Origin of the sequence: Pedobacter sp. MC2016-05 (assembly GCF_026239735.1) — a bacterium.
In the GTDB taxonomy this organism is placed as follows: domain Bacteria; phylum Bacteroidota; class Bacteroidia; order Sphingobacteriales; family Sphingobacteriaceae; genus Pedobacter.
In genome coordinates this window covers 325,701-345,836 of record NZ_JAPIVT010000003.1, presented here as the reverse complement: position 1 = coordinate 345,836, position 20,136 = coordinate 325,701, and the positions used below count along the sequence as shown (strand labels likewise).

Annotated in this window: 24 protein-coding genes and 1 pseudogene; 19 read left to right on the top strand and 6 right to left on the bottom strand. The window is 36.3% G+C overall.

What is annotated here, in order from left to right; translation table 11 throughout:
• Nucleotides 1-237: 237 nt before the first annotated feature.
• The 5 genes from OQZ33_RS06675 (at nucleotide 238) to OQZ33_RS06655 (ending at nucleotide 7,722) form a co-directional block, all read left to right on the top strand.
• On the top strand, nucleotides 238-1,539 hold the full coding sequence (locus tag OQZ33_RS06675) for an ankyrin repeat domain-containing protein (protein WP_265798274.1): 1,302 nt from the start codon (nucleotides 238-240) through the stop codon (nucleotides 1,537-1,539).
• Nucleotides 1,539-2,732, top strand: coding sequence for an ankyrin repeat domain-containing protein (locus OQZ33_RS06670; protein WP_265798273.1), 1,194 nt, complete (start codon nucleotides 1,539-1,541; stop codon nucleotides 2,730-2,732). Before OQZ33_RS06675 ends, OQZ33_RS06670 begins: the two co-directional genes overlap by 1 nt.
• 18 nt (nucleotides 2,733-2,750) lie before the next feature.
• Nucleotides 2,751-4,091, top strand: a complete 1,341-nt coding sequence (locus OQZ33_RS06665) for an ankyrin repeat domain-containing protein (RefSeq protein ID WP_265798272.1) — start codon at nucleotides 2,751-2,753, stop codon at nucleotides 4,089-4,091.
• 177 nt (nucleotides 4,092-4,268) lie between these two features.
• The gene (locus tag OQZ33_RS06660; protein WP_265798271.1) at nucleotides 4,269-5,588 is read left to right on the top strand and encodes a PQQ-dependent sugar dehydrogenase; all 1,320 of its coding nucleotides are present in this window, start codon (nucleotides 4,269-4,271) and stop codon (nucleotides 5,586-5,588) included.
• An 85-nt stretch (nucleotides 5,589-5,673) separates the two neighbouring features.
• Nucleotides 5,674-7,722: a TonB-dependent receptor gene (locus OQZ33_RS06655; protein WP_265798270.1), complete on the top strand. Its 2,049-nt coding sequence runs from the start codon at nucleotides 5,674-5,676 to the stop codon at nucleotides 7,720-7,722.
• Nucleotides 7,723-7,780: 58 nt separating this feature from the next.
• On the opposite strand, the gene OQZ33_RS24470 is transcribed toward OQZ33_RS06655, so the two are convergent.
• Nucleotides 7,781-7,882 carry a hypothetical protein gene (locus OQZ33_RS24470; RefSeq protein ID WP_265798269.1) on the bottom strand — a complete coding sequence of 34 codons (102 nt, stop codon included), beginning with the start codon at nucleotides 7,880-7,882 and terminating at the stop codon, nucleotides 7,781-7,783.
• Between the two features lie 19 nt (nucleotides 7,883-7,901).
• Nucleotides 7,902-8,123 carry a single-stranded DNA-binding protein gene (locus OQZ33_RS06645; RefSeq protein ID WP_265798268.1) on the bottom strand — a complete coding sequence of 74 codons (222 nt, stop codon included), beginning with the start codon at nucleotides 8,121-8,123 and terminating at the stop codon, nucleotides 7,902-7,904.
• A 237-nt stretch (nucleotides 8,124-8,360) separates the two neighbouring features.
• Between OQZ33_RS06645 and OQZ33_RS06640 the strand changes: the two genes are divergently transcribed.
• The 3 genes from OQZ33_RS06640 to OQZ33_RS06630 all read left to right on the top strand — a co-directional run bounded on the left by OQZ33_RS06640 (nucleotide 8,361) and on the right by OQZ33_RS06630 (nucleotide 9,784).
• Entirely contained in the window at nucleotides 8,361-8,726 is a 366-nt protein-coding gene (locus tag OQZ33_RS06640; protein ID WP_265798267.1) for a hypothetical protein, read from the top strand.
• Nucleotides 8,727-8,762: 36 nt separating this feature from the next.
• Entirely contained in the window at nucleotides 8,763-9,200 is a 438-nt protein-coding gene (locus OQZ33_RS06635; protein ID WP_265798266.1) for a VOC family protein, read from the top strand.
• Nucleotides 9,201-9,304: 104 nt separating this feature from the next.
• Nucleotides 9,305-9,784, top strand: coding sequence for a CPCC family cysteine-rich protein (locus OQZ33_RS06630; protein ID WP_265798265.1), 480 nt, complete (start codon nucleotides 9,305-9,307; stop codon nucleotides 9,782-9,784).
• A gap of 322 nt (nucleotides 9,785-10,106) precedes the next feature.
• On the opposite strand, the gene OQZ33_RS06625 is transcribed toward OQZ33_RS06630, so the two are convergent.
• Together OQZ33_RS06625 and OQZ33_RS06620 are read right to left on the bottom strand one after the other, a co-directional pair.
• Nucleotides 10,107-10,406, bottom strand: coding sequence for a transposase (locus tag OQZ33_RS06625; RefSeq protein ID WP_265798264.1), 300 nt, complete (start codon nucleotides 10,404-10,406; stop codon nucleotides 10,107-10,109).
• Entirely contained in the window at nucleotides 10,403-10,774 is a 372-nt protein-coding gene (locus tag OQZ33_RS06620; RefSeq protein ID WP_265798263.1) for a hypothetical protein, read from the bottom strand. The genes OQZ33_RS06625 and OQZ33_RS06620 overlap by 4 nt, the downstream gene beginning before the upstream one ends.
• A gap of 893 nt (nucleotides 10,775-11,667) precedes the next feature.
• Between OQZ33_RS06620 and OQZ33_RS06615 the strand changes: the two genes are divergently transcribed.
• From OQZ33_RS06615 to OQZ33_RS06570, 9 genes and pseudogenes are all read left to right on the top strand, one after another.
• Nucleotides 11,668-11,907 carry a hypothetical protein gene (locus tag OQZ33_RS06615; protein WP_265798262.1) on the top strand — a complete coding sequence of 80 codons (240 nt, stop codon included), beginning with the start codon at nucleotides 11,668-11,670 and terminating at the stop codon, nucleotides 11,905-11,907.
• A 170-nt stretch (nucleotides 11,908-12,077) separates the two neighbouring features.
• Nucleotides 12,078-12,302: a hypothetical protein gene (locus tag OQZ33_RS06610; RefSeq protein ID WP_265798261.1), complete on the top strand. Its 225-nt coding sequence runs from the start codon at nucleotides 12,078-12,080 to the stop codon at nucleotides 12,300-12,302.
• A 14-nt stretch (nucleotides 12,303-12,316) separates the two neighbouring features.
• Nucleotides 12,317-12,742 (top strand): hypothetical protein, encoded by a 426-nt coding sequence (locus tag OQZ33_RS06605; RefSeq protein ID WP_265798260.1) that lies wholly within the window; start codon nucleotides 12,317-12,319, stop codon nucleotides 12,740-12,742.
• A 411-nt stretch (nucleotides 12,743-13,153) separates the two neighbouring features.
• Nucleotides 13,154-13,584 (top strand): annotated as a pseudogene (gene arr / locus OQZ33_RS24465) (NAD(+)--rifampin ADP-ribosyltransferase).
• Nucleotides 13,585-13,720: 136 nt separating this feature from the next.
• Nucleotides 13,721-14,290, top strand: a complete 570-nt coding sequence (locus tag OQZ33_RS06590) for a Crp/Fnr family transcriptional regulator (RefSeq protein WP_265798257.1) — start codon at nucleotides 13,721-13,723, stop codon at nucleotides 14,288-14,290.
• 76 nt (nucleotides 14,291-14,366) lie between these two features.
• Complete coding sequence (locus OQZ33_RS06585; RefSeq protein WP_265798256.1) at nucleotides 14,367-15,104, top strand: SDR family oxidoreductase; 738 nt, start codon at nucleotides 14,367-14,369, stop codon at nucleotides 15,102-15,104.
• A 166-nt stretch (nucleotides 15,105-15,270) separates the two neighbouring features.
• Complete coding sequence (locus OQZ33_RS06580) at nucleotides 15,271-15,837, top strand: DUF4256 domain-containing protein (protein WP_265798255.1); 567 nt, start codon at nucleotides 15,271-15,273, stop codon at nucleotides 15,835-15,837.
• Nucleotides 15,838-15,938: 101 nt separating this feature from the next.
• On the top strand, nucleotides 15,939-16,313 hold the full coding sequence (locus OQZ33_RS06575) for an iron chaperone (protein ID WP_265798254.1): 375 nt from the start codon (nucleotides 15,939-15,941) through the stop codon (nucleotides 16,311-16,313).
• Nucleotides 16,314-16,328: 15 nt separating this feature from the next.
• Nucleotides 16,329-16,937: an alpha-ketoglutarate-dependent dioxygenase AlkB family protein gene (locus OQZ33_RS06570; protein ID WP_265798253.1), complete on the top strand. Its 609-nt coding sequence runs from the start codon at nucleotides 16,329-16,331 to the stop codon at nucleotides 16,935-16,937.
• 58 nt (nucleotides 16,938-16,995) lie between these two features.
• Here the strand turns inward: OQZ33_RS06570 and OQZ33_RS06565 are convergent, their stop codons facing one another.
• Nucleotides 16,996-17,787 (bottom strand): hypothetical protein, encoded by a 792-nt coding sequence (locus OQZ33_RS06565; protein ID WP_265798252.1) that lies wholly within the window; start codon nucleotides 17,785-17,787, stop codon nucleotides 16,996-16,998.
• A gap of 137 nt (nucleotides 17,788-17,924) precedes the next feature.
• On the opposite strand from OQZ33_RS06565, the gene OQZ33_RS06560 reads away from it, so the two are divergent.
• Complete coding sequence (locus OQZ33_RS06560; RefSeq protein ID WP_265798251.1) at nucleotides 17,925-18,446, top strand: GNAT family N-acetyltransferase; 522 nt, start codon at nucleotides 17,925-17,927, stop codon at nucleotides 18,444-18,446.
• 325 nt (nucleotides 18,447-18,771) lie between these two features.
• On the opposite strand, the gene OQZ33_RS06555 is transcribed toward OQZ33_RS06560, so the two are convergent.
• Complete coding sequence (locus tag OQZ33_RS06555) at nucleotides 18,772-19,311, bottom strand: hypothetical protein (RefSeq protein WP_265798250.1); 540 nt, start codon at nucleotides 19,309-19,311, stop codon at nucleotides 18,772-18,774.
• Nucleotides 19,312-19,668: 357 nt separating this feature from the next.
• Between OQZ33_RS06555 and OQZ33_RS06550 the strand changes: the two genes are divergently transcribed.
• Nucleotides 19,669-20,067 (top strand): META domain-containing protein, encoded by a 399-nt coding sequence (locus OQZ33_RS06550; RefSeq protein WP_265798249.1) that lies wholly within the window; start codon nucleotides 19,669-19,671, stop codon nucleotides 20,065-20,067.
• Nucleotides 20,068-20,136: the final 69 nt, after the last annotated feature.

Here is a 20,136-nt window from a genome sequence, read left to right as displayed (position 1 = left end):
TTGTTTATTCTAAATACAAAGATACTGGTAAATATGTTGTAGTAGAGGTACCTGACAAAACCAATGGTTTACCTTTTGAAAAATACATTAAAAAAGGAGACAAACAATTTCTATTTTAAACCAGAGAACATCAGAATTGACGAGTCAAAATAAAATTTCTACACTTACTTCAGTACTTCCCTCCAAAAAATCAGCCCTAAATATTTTTATTATTTTACCCTAAATAATTGGCGATAAATGAATATTCGTTGGTTGAGTAATGAACAATCTCCGACTCATTTACGTTTATTATTTAGAAAACATGTATACAAAAACTTGACTACTACAACTAATATGAGTGAGCAGACTTTAGAACAACTTTTTAATTCAGCAAATTTCACAGATGCATATGCTAAACTTTTAGCTGGCGAAAAACTTTCAAAAACATTGCAACCCCATCAGAAATCCCAAATATTAGATAATCTTTTCCGTGGTGAGCAATACGAAATTATTTTTCATTTGATTAAGGATAAAACCATCGAAACAGATGTTTATGAGTTCGAAAATTTTGATGGAAGCATTTTTCAAACCGTAGTAAGGTATTTAAAAACCGATGAAAAAGGTTTGGAGTTTTTCAAGGATTTTATCTCAAAATTCGACAACCTAAATGACGAGGTTTCTGCACAAACCTTAATGGGCTATTTTTTTGAAAAGCTAGTGCCTCTTGAGCTGATCCAAATTTTAATTGATGCTGGTTGCGATGTAAACTTCAAAACCAATGCAGAAGAAAGCTACATCCACCAGGTGGTAAAAAACAACCAAAAAAGATTTGATTTAAATGAGGAGCAACTACATGAACTCCAAATAAGTTATCTCAATTTATTAATAAATGAAGGCTTAGAAGTCGATGCACAAAATATAGTGGAAAAAACGCCATTGATAAATGCAGTTGAATCTAACAAAATAAAATTTCTCTCATTTCTACTAGAAAATGGAGCCAATCCAAACCTTTTAGATAAAACAGGAAATTCGGCTTTCTTTTATGCGGTAGCACATGTGCAAAGCATGAAGATGTACGATATCATGCGAGAATTTACACTACCGAATTTCGAGATGATAAATAAAAATCAAGTCACTTTATTATTTGAGTATGTAAGAATGATGTACAATTCGGATACTGAATGTACATTCCTGATTAAATTGTTGGAAGATGGGGCAGATCTTTACCAGCCTTCCGTTTATTACGGTACCGAAACCACACCACTGGATTTAATTGCTGAAAAACCTGCGGCAATTTTAGAAGCCGTTCTAGAAACTGGTAAAGTGGATATGAATAGAAATGATAATCAAGGGAACAGTTTACTGCATAAAGTTTGTGCGCAAAACGTCAATTATGAACCTGAAAAAGCAAAAGAAATTTATCGAAAAGTAAAGCTATTAATTGAAAATGGTGCTGACATCAAGGCTACAAATGACGAGGATAAAACCGCTTTAATGTTGGCTTCTGATGATAATTTAAAAATAAAAACAGTAGAATTGTTAATGAAAAACGCTCAATAATGTTAGAAGAATCGATACGAAACAGAGATTTTGCCAGCACAATTGCAGCACTTGCGAACGGTGAAAAATTGCCAGCTGATCTAAATATTCAGGTGAAAGCTATGCTGATGGAGATTTTAATTGAACAAAAGCAATTCGACATCCTACATCTTTTTGTAAAAAATAAAATAATCGAAACTGATATTTATGAATACGACAGTTTCCAATATAGCTTCTTCGATGTTTTGTTCAATTACAGGAAAATTGATGATGAAATAAATGCTTTTTTTGACACGTTCATCAGTGATTTTACGAATATAAACGATGAGATAAAAGGTGAAACTTTACTCAGCTTCGCATTTCTTCGTGGTGCTACTTTAAGCTGTATCCAAAGCTTAGTTAATTATGGTTGCGACATTAATTTCATGAATCATGAGGATGAAAACATCATTCATCAATTGGTGAAAGCGAATGCACCACATGGGCTGGGTGGCGATGAATATATTCAACGCATGCATCATTATATCAGTCCATTGGCTCAAATGGGATTAAATGTAGATGCGCCAAACATCAAAAATGAAACTGCCTTAATTTCTGCGCTAAGGTTTCGAAAGCCATTTTTTATCGACGTACTTTTAGCCAATGGCGCTGACCCAAACCATGTTGACAATGAGGGAAACAACGCATTTTACTACGCCATCATCTGGAATCACGACCTTAATGCTTACTTAAAACTTAGCGAATATGCATCGCCAAATTTAAATGAGATAAACGGTGTCGGCCAAACAGCGTTGTTCAATTATATCACAGAAATTAATTTTGATAGTTTGGAAACCAACCAGGCTATCATTAAGCAGTTGATAAATGATGGTGCAGATTTACAAAAAGCATGTAACCGTTATGGAGAGCAAAAAACAGCTTTAGATATGGCTGCAGGAAAATCTGTCGAAATTATTCATGCGATTTTAGACGCAGGCATTGTTGATATCAATGCTCAAGATGAAAAAGGCAATACTTTATTGCATAAGGTTTGCGCTTATGATGTAAATGACGATCATGAAAAAGCGAAAGAAACCTACCGAAAGGTCAAACTTTTGCTCGAAAATGGTGCCGATGCAAGTATCAGTAATGATCAAGACCAAACGCCAATGATGCTTGCATCGAATGATAATTACAAAATAAAAACAGTAGAACTTTTAATGAAACAAGCTTAATAGAAAAAAATTATGTCGATGTCATTTATAATTGCCTGCGAAAGCGGTAAGCGCAAAATTGCCGAGCTTTTATTGGCAAACAAAGAAGTTGAAGTTGGTTATACTGATGAAAAGGGCAGAACTGCGCTGCACTATGCAGCCCACCGCGGCTATTTGGATTTAGTGCAGATCTTGATAAATGAGGGAACTGATTTGGATTATGCCGATCACGCAGGTGAAACACCATTTTACTTCGCTTGCTTACAAAAGCAGAAACAAACGGCGCTGTATCTTTTAGATCAAGGCGCAAAAATCGACATTAACGATTATAAAGGAAACAGTCTGCTACACATTACCGCTCAAAACGGACAAATAGAGGTTTTGGAAAAATTATTAGAAAAAGGTTTGGAGGTTGATAAAGAAAACAACGAAGCGCAAACTGCCTTACTTATTGCTGCCAGTTGGCGAAATAAAGACGTGGTACAAATGCTTTTAAACCATGGCGCAAATATCAACACCACCGATAAAGAAGGAAACTCACCTTTACTTTTTGCAGTAAAATCGAAAAACACGCCAATGGTAGAATTGATTTTGGAGAATGGCGGCAACATTAACCACGTAAATCACCAGGGCGAATCTGCTTTATTAATTGCCTGTTACGATTCGAACAGAATGCTAACTAAAATTTTGGTCGATAAAGGTGCTGATATTTTTGTCTCCTCAAAAAACGGCCTCTCTCCTATCTGGTATGCCTGTGCCAATAATCAAAAGGAAATTGTTGAGCTCTTTTTAAACAATGGTGTAAATGTAAATTATGCAAAGCCATTAACCAACAATGATGATTCGATGTATTCTTACCTCGACTGGGTGGAAACCGCCAACAATATTTCAATCTTGGCGAGTTTTTCTTTCAATGGTTCTTATGAATATGGTGGCGAAAGTATGCTACATGTTGCCGCTAAGAGTGGCCATTTAAATATGTTGAAATTACTTTTAGAGAAGGGTGCCGATGTAAATATTCAAGATGAAAGCGGCAACACTGCTTTGCACTATGCGTCTGCAAATGGCAAGAAAGATGTGGTAAAATTTCTTCTGGAAAAAGCTGCCGATCCTACCATTGTAAATGTTAAGGAGCAAAAAGCGATCGATTATTCAAACATTAAAGGCTTTAACGAGATTACCGAGTTATTATTGAAATTTGGACCATCAAACATTTCTCCGCAAGCCACTAAAACACCTTTACAAGAAACGGCTGAACCGGCCAAAAATGATATGGCAAGTAAAAAGCAAGCCTTGCTTGATTTGAAAGAATTGTTGGATGCTGGAATTTTATCGCAAGAAGAATTTGATGGTGAAAAAGCAAAGATTTTAAAGGGATAGTGATATTTGCTATAAGAGTTTGCAATAGTTAAAATCTTCAATAAAACATGCAGTACAGTTGCCTTGATAAGTAAATAGCTTATCGAGGCAATACGCTAAACCAGCACCGCAAAACATCTGCTTTAATTTTCTGTTATATTTTGCGTGAAACACATCCCTTTCTCAAAAATACAGATTATGAAAAAACAGATTCTCTACACTACTTTATTTTCAGCCACAATATTATTCGGCTGCCAATCTAACAAAACATCAGAAAAGCAGGGCGACTCCACTACGGTAAGCACAGAAAATCAACAGGTAAATTTACCAGCTCCAGATACAACAGCGGCTAAAAATAAATTTAGCAAAGTGATAGGTTGGCCAGAGAATAAAATGCCAACAGCACCCGAAGGATTTGTGGTAAGCAAATTCGCATCAAATATTAAAAGTCCGCGGAACACTTATATTGCTCCTAATGGAGATGTGTTAATTGTTTTGAGCAACTCCGAACGCAGCACAAAAGAAAAAGTGGCAAATGCGGTTACTGGCAAAGCAAAATCTGAAGTTGCTGGCGAAAGTGCCAATACCATTCTATTGTATCGCGATGCGGATAAAGATGGTGTTGCAGAGTTGAAAACCACCTTCTTAACAGGTCTCAATCAACCTTACGGCGTAACCATCATTGGAAATTCGTTCTATGTCGCGAATACCGATGGTCTTTTGCAATATCCATATAAAACTGGTGACACCAAAATTACGGGCACCGGCAAGAAAATTTTGAGTCTTCCTGCTGGCGGATATAATAACCATTGGACCAGAAATTTAATTACCAATGCGGACAAAAGCAAAATCTATATTACTGTAGGTTCTGGTAGTAACGTCGGCGAAAACGGCATGGAAAATGAGGTAAAAAGAGCAAATATTTTAGAAATAAATCCTGATGGGACAGGGGAAAAAATTTACGCAAGCGGGTTGCGCAACCCTGTTGGCGTAGATTGGGCGCCTGGCACCAACATGTTATGGACTGCGGTTAACGAGCGTGATGGTTTGGGCGACGATTTGGTTCCTGATTATATTACCAGCGTAAAACCAGGTGGTTTTTACGGATGGCCTTATGCCTACTTCGGTCAAAATGAAGACCCACGGTTGAAAGGGCAAAAGCCAGAATTGGTAAAGAAAACAATTGTGCCAGATGTGGCAGTTGGTTCACATACGGCTTCACTTGGCTTGGCATTTTATAAGGGCGATAAATTCCCTTCAAAATACCAGGGAGGTGCATTTGTTGGTCAGCATGGTTCGTGGAACCGTTCGGCTTTAGCAGGCTACAAGGTAATTTTTGTTCCGTTTAAGGATGGTAAACCTACAGGGAAACCAGAAGATTTTTTAACAGGTTTTATCGCTGATGTAGAAAAAGCAGAAGTTTATGGCAGACCAGTTGGCGTGACCCAAACACCAGATGGTGCAATTTTAGTTGCTGATGATGTGAGCGGTGTAGTTTGGAAGGTTGCAGCCAAGTAATTTAAGTATTGATCTTCAATTCGCAGATTAAAGTTCTACATTAGGCTTTATCTGCGAATTGCTTTTTATTCCAAATCATCACGTATTGAAATCGTTTCCATTTTTAATTTTAGTAGTTTTTAGCTTAAAAGTTGGCGCACAAAACATTCCAATTGATACCGCTAAAAAACTTGAAGAAGTTGTTGTAAAAGGCTATTACAATAAGCAGCCCTTGTTAAGATCGGTTTCAGCGGTAAATTTACTCGATAGCAACCAACTGAAGAACCAGCAACATTCTTCGTTGGTAAGTGCATTCAATTCCGTTACCGGTGTACGGATGGAAGAAAGATCGCCTGGCAGTTATCGCTTATCGCTACGCGGAAGTCTATTGCGTTCACCTTTTGGGATCAGGAACATCAAAATTTATCTAGACGAAATTCCACTCACAGATGCAGGAGGAAATACTTATTTAAATTCAATTGATCCTTTGGCTTTGCAATCAGTTGAAATTTACAAAGGGCCTGAAGCCAATATTTTTGGTGCCAATACAGGTGGGGCAATATTAATTTCTTTAACTGATGAAAATACAAATAAGGCTAAAGCAACAGTTACTGCCGGGTCTTATGGCTTATTTCATCAAACTGCGCAAATTCAGCACAAATTCAAAAAATACAGTTTCAATATTTTCCAGGGTTATCAACGGAGCGATGGATATAGAGAAAATAGCGACATGAGCCGGAAGTACTTTCAAACGGCACATCAATTAAATTACAATAAGGGGAGCTTAAAAGTTTTTGCATTTTACAGCGACTTAAATTACAATACTCCTGGCGGACTTACCTTTCAGCAGCTGGAGCAAAACCCCAGATCGGCGAGACCCGCAACAGCCACATTACCCGGAGCGATTGCCCAAAAAGCAGGTATATTTAATAAATCAACGCTAGCTGGCCTCACCAATAGCTATCAAATTGCATCAAAATTTAAACATGTCATTTCCCTTTTTACCTCTTATACCGATTTCAAAAACCCATTTATAACTAACTATGAAAAACGTTATGAAAGTACATTAGGATTAAGAACTTTCGTTGAATATGCAGAATCGGAAAACGACCTTAAATGGAATGCACAGCTTGGTGCCGAAGCTGCAGGAACTAAAACACAAATTAAAAATTTTGACAATAGCGCAGGCGAGCCTTCAAATCTGCAAGCATTTGACCGGTTAAAAGCGAACCAGGATTTTGCCTTTGCCAGGATAAATTTTGACATTAAGAGAAAACTTTTGGTGGAGCTGGCTACAAGTGTTAATTTCTTCAATTATGAGTACGAAAGCGTTTTCCCAATTCCTGTAGAACTACAAAAACGTAAATTCCGTAACCAGGTAATGCCAAAAATTGCAGCCTCCTATTTATTAAGTAAGTCAGTTTCGTTAAGAGCATCCGTTAGTAAAGGTTATTCGCCACCTACTATTGCCGAAGTTCGGGCATCAGATACTAATATAAATAATAACCTCCAAGCCGAGCTAGGCTGGAATTATGAAGCTGGTATGCGCTTTAACAGCAAAAACAACCGTTTTTATGCCAGTGCAAATATTTTTCATTTCGAATTACAGGATGCCATCGTAAGAAGGTTAAACGCAAATGATATGGAATACTTTATTAACGCTGGAGGAACCAAACAACAAGGCGTTGAATTGGAAACATCACTTTGGGTATGGAAAAGCGATATTTCATTGGTTAGCGGCATTCAATTTAGAAGCAATTATACTTACAACCATTTCAGATTTAGGGATTTTCAAAATGGAAATTTAAATTTTTCTGGCAATAGATTGACTGGAGTATTTGCTAATATATTGGTGAGCAGTTTGCTGATGGAGTTCAAAAAGGGAATTTATCTTTTTGCTCAACATAACTACACTTCCGCCATACCGCTTAACGATAGCAATGCTGCTTTTGCAGAAAAATATAACCTCGTAGAAATAAAAACCGGCATCAATAAATTAAAAATTGGCAAACTGGATTCTGATCTTTTTGTAGGAATAAATAACCTGTTTAACGAAAAATATAGTCTAGGAAATGATTTAAACGCAGTAGGTAACCGATTTTACAACCCGGCTGCTGGCATAAATTTCTATATCGGCACCGCTTTAAAACTTTAGTAGCAAATTAAAACTGAAACGCCGATTTGCTAAGCTCAGCATTTCAGTTCTTTGTATGCTAATTGGTTATTTCTATTTCTTGTACTATTAAACCGCTTACTACGACATCGGTGGTAAATCTTTTTGAACCATCTTTTGCTTCATAACTTCCCGTTTGCAACCTACCTCCAACGGTAATCTTAGTCCCTTTTTATTTGAGCTAAAGGCAATTCTGCTTTTGCATTCCAGAAAGTAAGATTGAACCATTGCGTTTTCTTCACTTCCTCACCTGAGGAATTTTTGAAGTACTCATTAACAGCTAAGTTAACTTTTGCTAGTTTTTGATTTCCTGATAAATTTTTGAAGTCTGCATCTGCTCCTGCAAATCCGCTTAATACTACTTTGGTAATTGCACTTTCCATAATAATAAAATTTAAGTATTGATGTTTAACGAACAATAGTCACCACGACTACCGACAGAACAAAGGTGAGAAGGTGCTCAAAATTTATTCGGTTTTTAAATAATTATAGTCGGTTATAAACGCTTAAAAATGGATAAGTGTCAATAGAAATCAATCGAAATGGATTATTTATTTATTTAAAAGGTAATTAATTAGTACTTTTAAAACATCATCCCGTAATAAACTTAACAAATTATTATGGACCGCTCCTGTTTAGATTGTGGCAAACCTCTTGTAGGTAGGGCCGATAAAAAATTTTGCGACGATGCTTGCAGAAATAATTATAATAATCACACCAAAAGTGATGATACGGTTGTAATTAAAAAAATTAACCTGATTTTAAAAAAAAATCGAACCATTTTAGCCGCACTTAATCCAAATGGCAAAGTAAAAACTATGAAAAAGAAACTGGCATCGGCAGGTTTTAATTTCGAATACCATACCCATACTTACCAAACCCAAACTGGCAATACTTATCATTTTTGTTATGAGTATGGCTTTTTATTTCTGAGCGAAGAAAAACTTTTGTTGGTAAAACGCGAAGAAAAGCTGTGGTTATCTTAAGCTCTTAATTTAATAATCCAATCAAATATTCAGATTATGGCAACAGTAAATGTTTACCTCACTTTTGATGGCAATTGTGAAGATGCTTTCAATTTCTACCGCTCCGTTTTTGGGGGCGATTTTGCATACATTGGCAAATTTAACGAGATGCCCCAACAAGAAGGACAACCCGCTATGAACGAAGCGGATGGCAACAAAGTGATGCATGTTATGCTTCCGATAAGTAAAGAAACTTGTTTAATGGGTAGCGATACGGGTGGCGAATGGGCAGCGAGCTTTAAACAGGGCAACAATTATTCTATATCTATAAATGCAGATAGCAAAGCGGAAGCCGATAAACTTTTTGAAGGACTATCTACGGTTGGCCAAATAACCATGCCAATGAACCACACTTTTTGGGGTGCTTATTTTGGGATGTTTACTGATCAATTTGGCATTAATTGGATGGTGAATTTTGATGAAAATCCAATGTAGGAAGTAAGACTCAACCCGATTAATTTAACCGATTATAAACGTTTACAAACGCTTAAGGTGCGTGAAGATAAATGTTAGCGGTCAGCTTAAAAGACGACACCAAAATGAAAGAATCGGAAGAACATATTGACAATATTAGAGTACGACGAGACTTTTTTCAGAAAAATTTTGACTTAAAAATTGGTTTACAAAGAACAGATGTGAATAGCGCTGAAGTTTTAAAAAACTCTTGCCCAGTTTGCGGTTATTTGACATTGGACGAAAGAAATACATTTGATATTTGTGGCATTTGCTTTTGGGAAGACGATGGAATTGATGACTTTGAAGAAAATGAAGAAAGCGGACCAAATCATATGACATTAAAAGAGGGACGATTAATTTTCCAAGAAGCTAAAAGTAAATTATTGAACACAAAATTTAATGACAACAATTTAATAGAAAAATTAAAAAGCAGTTTTATTAAACTTGACAATTTCATCAACCAAAACAATTCCATAAATGAAATAATTAAATTACAAAATGAAATACTTGACTTATTGACAAAAAATAAAGTTTATGGAATTGAAAAACTATTCAACAAATAAAGCCGAACCGCTAACAAGGGTTCCTATGTAAAGCAGTTTTCCTAGAACCAAGTTAATCAATCCTTTTAAATATTCCAATAAATGGACATTTGGGGGCTAAATTAATGCTCCTCAAACACCTCCATAATCATTAAGCTCAGGCTCCTATGTGTGGCTGCCCATTTTTAGGACACCACAAGCACCCCTATGGTTTTATTGATTTAAATACAGCTACCTGCTTTGCGGTGTGACAGCCTGACGCTTCACAACCCATGTTTTGTAGTCTGGATCTCTTTTTTGATGAGCTTTTAACAATTACGCTTTCTTTTATAAATCTCCTTTTTTATGCCATGGCCCGTGGTTTTTGATAATTGATCTCATATGGCTTTTCTGTTTTGATAACCGATAAAATACGGTTCAGTAATTTTCTGGCGATCTTAACCACAATACTCTTGGGGTTCTTGCCGATATGGCTCCGGTAATAGGCCTGCAGCTGTGGGTCCAAACGCAGGGCAACCCAAGCAGCTTCTATAATGTAACTGCGCAACAGCCCACGGCAACGGGGCGTTACACCAAATACATTTTCTGTTCCTCCGCTGTTGCGCATCATCGGCACAAGACCGACGTAACTCGCAAAGCTCACCTCGTTACCAAAACGCCTAATATCCCCAAGTTCGGCAAGAGTGCAGCGGCAAGATAGCCACCAATGCCAGGGATACTCTTCAACAGGTAATAATCTTTTTTATGGTGCTTCCTGCAGTGGGCACGAAGTTCATTGGCCAGCTGAAGATATTCTGTATGGATAAATTCGTAGACCCTCAACTTGCTCTCCAGACAAAGTTTGCCTGTAATTGAACACCATTTCACCTCTTTCAGCCAGTTTATAAAAGCCTTCGTCCAGTTAGGGTTATCGTGCTCCGCAGGAATTTTTATACCATGATAAAGCAATAAGCTCTTGATGTGCGCTTTTGCACTACGGAGCTGACGGGTAATGGCTGCACGGTGACGCAAAAGGCTCTTGAGTTCATCTTCCGCCCCGGTTGGAACATGGATGGCCTTTAGTTAGCCCAATGATAGTTGTCGGCTCAGATTACGGCAGTCCAGCGCATCGGTTTTCTGATAGTACCGGTTGTTATTGGTGGGCACATCGGCAGGGTTAACAACCCTAACAGCCCAGCCCATCTGCATAAAATACCTCGCCACTGAAGCCACAGCAGCCGGCCTCGTAGGTTAAACTAACCTCGTAGCTGGGAAAGTTCCGCTCAACGTAATCGTAAACCACAGCAGCGTCTGCCGGAACGGTAAAACTTTTGTGGTCGATGATATCGCTACGGATGTGGACGGACCAACTTTTCTTGTGGATGTCGATACCAATGTATAACTTCGGTAAAGCAGTAGTTTGTGTTGCAATATTTCAATTGTTTTGGTAGCTAGTTAACGTTAGACTACACCTTTTTTGGATGGAACAGGATTACTGCTTTTACATGGGTGCTTTGCGTCAGGCGGGCTGAAGTGCAAAATTCAACAGCAGTTTTTCAAATGAACGTTAGTAATAAAACCAGTCTTTGTGCTTCGAAATCCCGCCACATCGCCAAGCCCCGGAACGTTGTGCGATATGCTAAAACAACACTTGCACAAAATGAAACGAAATAAGACAGATGAAAAAAACATTTAAAACTACTTCACTCCTTTTGTTAACATTTAGTGTCATATCATGTTCTGTTTTCTAAAAAAAACAGATGTATATATGTGGAAACGACATTGATTATATATTTAAAGAGTTGTTGCAGGCCAGATTAAACCAAAATTTATTAGGCACTTGGTGTTTCGTAAAATACTCACACATTAACTACAGTTATAATTGGGAACAATTATACGAAAGTGTAAAATATGATAATTCGAAAATGAGAATATCATTCAAAAATGATAACATTTTTGAAGAGACGTTACGTAGTAATATTGAAAGCACGGGAACATTTGCTAAAGGTAAAAATAACACTATCATATTAAGAGAAAGTAAAACATTGAAAATCGATACTCTTACAGTGATAAACATTGATGATAAGTTTTTACGGATAACTAAAAGCAGTGAAAAAGATTCTAGTTATGCTTTTATTTATGCAAAAGAGAAAAGTGAGTACTAATAAAAAAACCGAGCCCACAAAAAAAATGAACTTGATAAAAACGGAAATTTTGAAAAAGCACAATTGCACAAAAAGGGATTCGCATCAGGCCGCCTGATGGCAAAATTGAACAAAGTGGCCAAGAAAAAATAGATTTATTGGAACTGAATTTAAACGAACCTGCCTAAACATTGATTAGCGAAAATGAAAGCACTCATAAATTCATCGGAACAGAAAGTGTGGAATATCTTTTTGCTATCTTGTGTGGAGATGCAAATGCTAACAAATTTTTCAATTTCAGAAATTCCTGGTGCACGCTGAATAGTTGGGCTTCGCTGCCTATCCGCCTGCCGACAGGGATTACTACACCCTCGCAAAGCCGAAAAATCCTGGCCGACACTTATAACCGACCGTAATTAACAATCAACCAATGAAAAAAATATTTACACTTATATTATTTACCACATTTTTTACAAATGCGTTTTCACAAAAAAAACCAAAATTGGAATTAAGAACAGTTGGAACTTCCGATATCTCTAAAACCGACAAATGGAAAGAAAACTTTACAATTAAAAAGAAAAAATTCAATGTGTATCTAGGTTATCAGTATCTGAGTCAAAATTTAAGACAAGCCAAGGGTGATACGTTAGAAGTATACAAAATCACTTTTGATAAGCTAAAATCAAGTGAAATAGAAATTACAAAGTATGCAACAAGAAACGGGAGAATTATTATTGAAGGTTCGTATAAAGTAGAAAACGACACATTAATCGTTTGCACTAACACCTACGATTATATCGGTGCTTATCGTATGACTGACAAATACGTCATCGGCAAATATGGTCTGAAAAAATAAGTGATACAATGAAAGGAATTGATACACAGAATTTATCGGACAAGTATCAAAAATTTGCTGAAATGAACGGTCCTATACTTCAAAAAATTAAAATGTATTAAGATTTAACGTCTAATCCAACTTGAATAAATGTAGACAGACTGATTATTTTAATCTTCACTTCCTTGTTTAGCTGTGCTAATATTTCGGCACAAAGCTAAAAATATCTAGAAAACTCTGAAAGCTCAACGGAATCTTTTTAATTAAAACCTAGTACTTACACAAGGCTTTGTGCATCCATAAGTAGCGGCAGTAAGGCTGGCCTCTTATCAGCAGGTACCAAATTGTTAGCTGTGCGTTTTAAGGCAGCACTTTAAACTAACTAAATAGATTAAAAATTTTTAATTTTAATTAGCTTAAGCCATTCACTATATGGAAACAATCAAATCTGAAACTATTAATACTGAATTTATACAAACATTTTTTCATGGAACCAAGGGCGATTTAAAACTTGGCGACCTCATAAAAGTTGGGTTAAATTCCAATTACGGCCAGCAAAAAGAAGCCAGGTTCATTTATCTATCCGCTACGCTAAATGCAGCGGTTTGGGGGCAGAGCTTGCTTTAGGTGATGGAAAAGAAATGATTTATTTGGTAGAACCAACTGGACCTATTGAAGATGATCCAAATTTAACCGATAAAAAATTCAAGGGAAATACAACCAAATCCTATCGTTCTAAACATCCCTTCAAAGTGGTTGGAGAGGTTGTCACTTGGCAAAGCCATCCAAAAGAGCAGGTTGTGGCAATGAAAACAGCGTTGGCTGCTTTGAAGGAAAAGGGAATAGATGCTATTGAAGATTAGTTTGAACATTGTTCCTTAGCCAATTATTTCCCTTTCGGGATTTAAGAATGTCATTATACAAAAAGATAACCATATCTGGCAGTCATTTTTGTCAAATGGCAATTCTTGTGAACCATGATTTATCTATCTTGCACACATGAAACAACTTTTTGATTTTATCTTGAGATTTGGCAACCTGAACCAACAACAAATAGATTTTATAGCATCAAAATTGGTGGTGGTCGAAATCAAAAAGGATGATTATTTTTCTGAAGCTGGCAAAATTTCCCGACAAGTAGGTTTTATTACCGAGGGTATTTTAAGAGTTTGCTATTACAACAATAAGGGCGAAGAAGTAACCAAATACTTCATCGAAGAAAATAATCTGGTTGTAGATTTGGAGAGTTTTGATAATCAGATTTGTTCAAGCGCTTACGTACAGGCAGTAACAGATTGTAAAATGATGGTTTTTGAAAGAAAAGACTGGTTAGAACTTCTACAAACCATTGTGGGCTGGGATACCATCGTACATAAAATTATTGCAAGAGCGCTGATGCTAAAAGTAGAGAGAAGAAGTCCATTGGTATCAGAAGACGGTACAACCCGTTATTTAAAATTTATGGAAATTTACCCAACTTTAGTTAACCGCGTACCGCTTTCTTATATTGCTTCCTACCTTGGCATAACCCAATCATCACTAAGTAGGATAAGAAAACATATACGGTAGCTACTTTTTGCCAAATGGCAAATGATTTCATCAATAAAACCTGCAGTTTTACATCATCAAATTAAAAAAGATAAAAATGAAATCAGCATTAATTACAGGAGCGAATAGAAGCATAGGATTGGAAACTGTTAAACAGTTATCTCAACAAGGAATATTCGTTTATTTAGGAAGTCGCTCCCTTCAAAAAGGAGAAGCAATAGCAAATGAACTTGCGGAAAACGGCTTTCAAAATATTAAGGCCATCGAGATAGATGTTTTAGATACAGATTCTATTATTGCGGCTAAAGATCTCATAGAAAATGAACAGCGCAAATTGGATATCTTGATCAATAATGCCGGCATTCTTGGTGTAAGCCCACAAACAGCCACAGAAACTTCAATTTCGGAAATCAAAGATGTTTTCGATACCAATTTTTTTGGTGTGATTCAGGTTACACAAGCATTTTTAGCACTCCTTAAAAAATCGGATGGTCCGAGGATCAGCAATATTACATCCGGTCTTGGATCATTAACCCTTCATAGCGACCCAACTTGGAAATACTATCCGGTAAAAACTGCTGCGTACGGCACGTCGAAAGCTGCTTTAAATGCCTACACAATTGTATTGGCTTACGAATTAAAGGACCTGCCTTTCAAAGTAAATGTAATTGACCCAGGATATACTGCTACCGACTTTAACCATCATAATGGGCCAGGTACAGTAGAAAGCGCAGCAAGTTTTATTGTTAAACATACCCTTACCGATGAAGATGCACCAACTGGTCAGTTTTACAGTAATGATATTGAAAATGAAAAAGGCATAAGCCCATGGTAAACATCATTTAGTAGTGTTTTTAAGTCCAATGGTAGGTGTAACTATTGGACTTTTTATTTTCTTAGGTTCTCTTCATTTTTATTAACCATCTGAATTTTCCCCTTTGCACTAAATAATAATTTAACTAATTTTATTTGTAATCTAATCACTATTACGACCAAATAAAATGAGCACCTCGACTAGAAAGCCTTCCGAAGAACAGCGTGACGAACTTTTAAATATTTTAAAACTACGCTTCGAAAAGAATATGAATAGACATGAAGGTTTATCATGGGCAGATGTTAGATCGAAACTTGATGCACAACCTGAAAAACTATGGTCGCTTAATGAAATGGAAGTTACTGGCGGTGAGCCAGATGCTATTAGATATGAGGAAGAAACTGGCGAGTTCCTTTATGTCGATTGTGCTACTGAAAGCCCGAAAGCAAGAAGAAGTTTGTGTTATGATTTAACAGCCTGGAAATCGAGGAAAGAAAACAAGCCACAAAACAACGCTTTGGATGTAGCTAGTGAAATGGGAATAGAATTATTAACTGAGGATCAATATCGCCGGTTACAAGAATTGGGCAATTTCGATTTAAAAACCTCCAGTTGGATTAAAACGCCTGAAGATATCAGAAAACTTGGTGGTGCCCTTTTTTGCGATAGGCGATACAACAAAGTTTTTACCTACCACAACGGAGCAGAATCGTACTATGCTGCCAGAGGATTTCGTGGCTTGCTAAGGGTTTAAGTCACGTATAATTTGTCGCAACCGCCAATAAAATTTGCCATTTTTACACCATCTATTTATTTACGATTGGTTGTAACTTCAGCTATTAAATTTGGCAAAGAATGAGCAACGTTAACCCAGAAATAGACAAATACATCGCTAACTTTCCCACAGAAACCCAGGAAAAACTACAGCTAGTTAGAGAAACCATAAAGGAAGCCGCCCCAGAAGCCAAAGAAAAAATCAGCTACGCCATTCCTACCTTCGATCTGTATGGAAATCTTGTTCATTATGCAGGTTATAAAAACCATATAGGCTTTTATCCGGGAAATGGTGGCATTGAAGCTTTTAAGGAGGAAATCTCAATCTACAAAAGCGCAAAAGGATCAGTTCAATTTCCTCTGGATAAACCCTTACCTTTGGATTTAATTAGCAGAATAACCAAGTTTAGCGTTATCCAAAATTTGGCAAAAGCAAAGCTAAAATCTAAAAAATAAACTGAGTGGCACTTAATGGATTTATTTAATACCAAGAGCGATCCCGATCAAAATTTATTGCCCCATAGTGGTACCGTAAATTATTTCGGCAAGTTATTTACGCCTGAAACTGCTAACAAATACTTTAGCGAGTTAATGCACACCATCGAGTGGAGAAATGACGAAGCTTTTATTATGGGCAAACACATTATTACCAAACGAAAGGTAGCTTGGTATGGCGATGAGGGTTACGCTTACACCTATTCAAATGCCACTAAACATGCGCTTCCATGGACTAATTCTTTATTGGAGCTTAAAGCCATTGCAGAAGAAAAAACAGACACCAAATTTAATTCGTGCCTGTTAAACTTATACCATAATGGTGATGAAGGAATGGCCTACCACAGCGATGATGAAAAAACTTTGGGAAAAAATACCGCCATCTCCTCTATGAGTTTTGGTGCCGAAAGAAGATTTTTATTTAAGCATAAGCAGACCAAAGAAACCATCACTACTTTTTTGGAACACGGCAGTTTACTGGTGATGAAGGACGAAACCCAAACCTTTTGGTTACACCGCTTACCTCCGAGTAAGAAAGTAACTAAGCCCCGAATCAATTTAACTTTTAGAACGATGGTTGTTTAATGAATCATCTGATAAAAAATTACTAGTTATCTATTTCATCAGATGAAACCATTAAAACTTAGTGTTTAAATTCTCTGATGTCTACAATGCGGTCATCATCTGGGTTTGCTTTCAAAAACGAAGTGCCACGACTGTTTTTCTCCCAACTATAATTTTGTTGAATCTCTCTCACCATGGTTTTAGAGTTTAACACCTTTGCAGGAACTGGTAAAGTCATGGTTTCACCCGTTAAATAATTTACCTGGTATAACCCTTTATCAACTGCGAAAACAAGTGTCGATTTATCAGCAGAATATAAAATGAAGTTACCCTGAATCAATTCTGATGGATTTTGTCTTTTAATAGGATAAACCTTTCCACGCACAGTAGCCACCACAAAATCGTTATTTACCACTACCGTTGTCCGGGTGATTTCTTCCAAACCTTTGGCAAAATCTTTATCCTTAGCACCATTTGATGGCATTGATAATGCTACCGCCATTGGCAAGCCATCTTTAAGTGTGATGATATAGAATGGCGAAATTTTTCCGGCACCATCTGCTATTTGTACCAAAACTGCAGTTTTTTGTGAGTTGATAAATCTGGCGTCCTGATATTTTTTGGCCAGAGGTTTCGATCCATCTTGAATGTATAACGCAGTATCTTTTAATTTAACCGTAAAACCACCAGAGCTATCCGGATTCTTATCGTAAACATCTTCAACAGACAAAATCTTATCCTTGAATTTGGGAAATTCATTAAAATCATCTTGATCAGCAAATGCTTTTGATGTTAGGGTTTTTTCGAGCCCTCCGCCCGTACAGCCAAATAAAATAACCGATAGAAAAAGAGCAAATAGTGTGTTTTTCATAAAAAGGAATACCTTTAATTTTTTGGCTAATTTATCATCTTTTGTTGCTTTAAAATTAAAAAGCCAATGAATAAATTTCTGATTAACAAAAAAAATACATGATTGTATTCTATTGAAAACTAACTAAATTCAGAAAAATGAGTGTTACGATAGAAACAGAAAGGTTAATTCTTCGCGAATTGGAAGAAACTGACGCAAAAGGAATGTTTGACTTAGACAGCGACCCTGCCGTACATCAGTTTTTAGGCAACAAACCAGTGTTGACCATCGAACAAAGTTTGGCCGATATTGCCTACATTCAGCAACAGTATATTGAAAGCGGCATTGGCCGTTGGGCAGTAATTGAAAAAGATTCCAATCAATTTGCGGGCTGGAGCGGTTTAAAATTAATTAAAGAAACTTATAATAACCATTGCAATTATTATGATCTTGGTTATCGTTTCATCAAGAAGTTTTGGGGTAAAGGCTATGCTACTGAATCTGCTCAAGCATCGATGAAATACGGCTTTGATATCTTAAAACTAAACGAAATTATAGGTATTGCCGATACAGAAAACATAGCTTCAATAAAAGTTTTAGAAAAATTAGGCTTGCAAAAAATCAATATTTTTGATTACCATGGGAGAGCGCATCACTGGTTGAAAGTGGAACAACCATGAAGTTTCTAAAATATCCCTTGAAAAATTTATGCGTCATAGATAAGATAGATTTCTTGAATTCTGACTATATTAGTTTAAATACCTTTATCTGTTATGCTGCTTTTAATCCCATTCATTTTTATCCTGCTGGCGAAGAAAGCAAATGACGCTCGGGCTGCCTATAACATGAAGAATTATGCAAGATTAAAAGTTCAACTGACCATGCTTATAATAATGGTAGTGATCGGATCAGGCCTCTTGATTTTTTTGCAACTGAGGTTTTTTAAATAAGTGGAAACTAATTTGACTTCCTATCTAAAAAATCTTTCTCAAGCGAATCAATTGCTTACCATTTCCACTTTAGATCTTCCTGATATTGTACATTCACTTTTCGGGCAAGCTCAATTAAATCACTCCTGAAATCGCTAACATTTTTTAGTTCACTTTTCGGAATGATTATCCCTTCAAATTTTAATTTAATAAAGAAATAATTTTGAGTTTCATCGATGGAACTGATTTGAGCTAAAAACACATTAGATTGCCCAGCAACGCTTTCGTTATTTAAGTGAGTATCCGTAACTTTCAACTTTACTTCCTTAAAAAATCTACTCTCATACACCATTACTTTCTTTTTATAATAGTGAAAATAATGTCTTCTCATCCTACCCGAATGAAAAAATGTAATGATTGCCAAAATACAAACAAGCACTAAAGCCATCATCATTTCTTCTTTCCAAACAAGAAACCCATTGATAATTGAAATAATAAACAAGTAGGCTAGCCAAGTTCTCAGGATGATTTGCTTTAGTTTTCCTTCCTTTTTGAAGAAGTAAAGATTGGCCTGTAAAAAATCCTCTTCTTTTAAAATATATTTAATGTCGATCACTGTTTATTATTTATAATGAGCGCTTTGAAGGGTATAATTAAAAAATGTTCGAACCAACCCTTATCAGCTCAAAATTAATTAATCTCTCTATAGTTTGAAATTATAATGCAGTGAATTTTAGATATTCAGCTGGAACATCCACAAATTCTTGACGGCTATTCGGATTAGCAGGCTTATCATTTCAGCCGTTTGTTGGGCAACCCTAAAGCAACGACATCAACTGTAATCTTTGCGCAGTATGGTTTTGCAGATTTGTATGCTTCAAATTAGAATCCAGCTTTCTTAAACCAAACCATATTACTTTTGTAATTATGATCTTGGTTTAGTTTTTGATATAATTTTGAAAAATAAAAATCCATGAAAAATTTACTTATTTGTTGCCTGGTAGTGTGCCTATTTAGTGCTTGTTTAGAAAAATTTGACCAAAATAAATTGACTCAAACCAAATGGGAACTCACTGAACTACCAGGTTTAACTTTACCAACCACCGCAAAGGCAACTTTGAACTTCGGCGACAGTTTAAAAGTAACTGGTAAATCTTTTTGCAATAACTATGGCGGTAAGGCAGAGGTAGTTGATAATAAAATTATGCTTAGAAACTTATTTAGCACCAAAATGTTTTGTCAGGAAACCGATGCTGCAGAACGTGCTTATTTACAAGCAATTAATCAGGTTAATGCCGCAAAAATTGAAAACAACCAACTTACTTTATTAAACGGGACACAAAAGTTGTTGGTTTTTAGAAAAATAGATTAGCAACATTTTAAAAATTCAAAAGCCCGAAATAAACCTTTTTTAGTATTTTCGGGCTTTTAGTTTTTATAT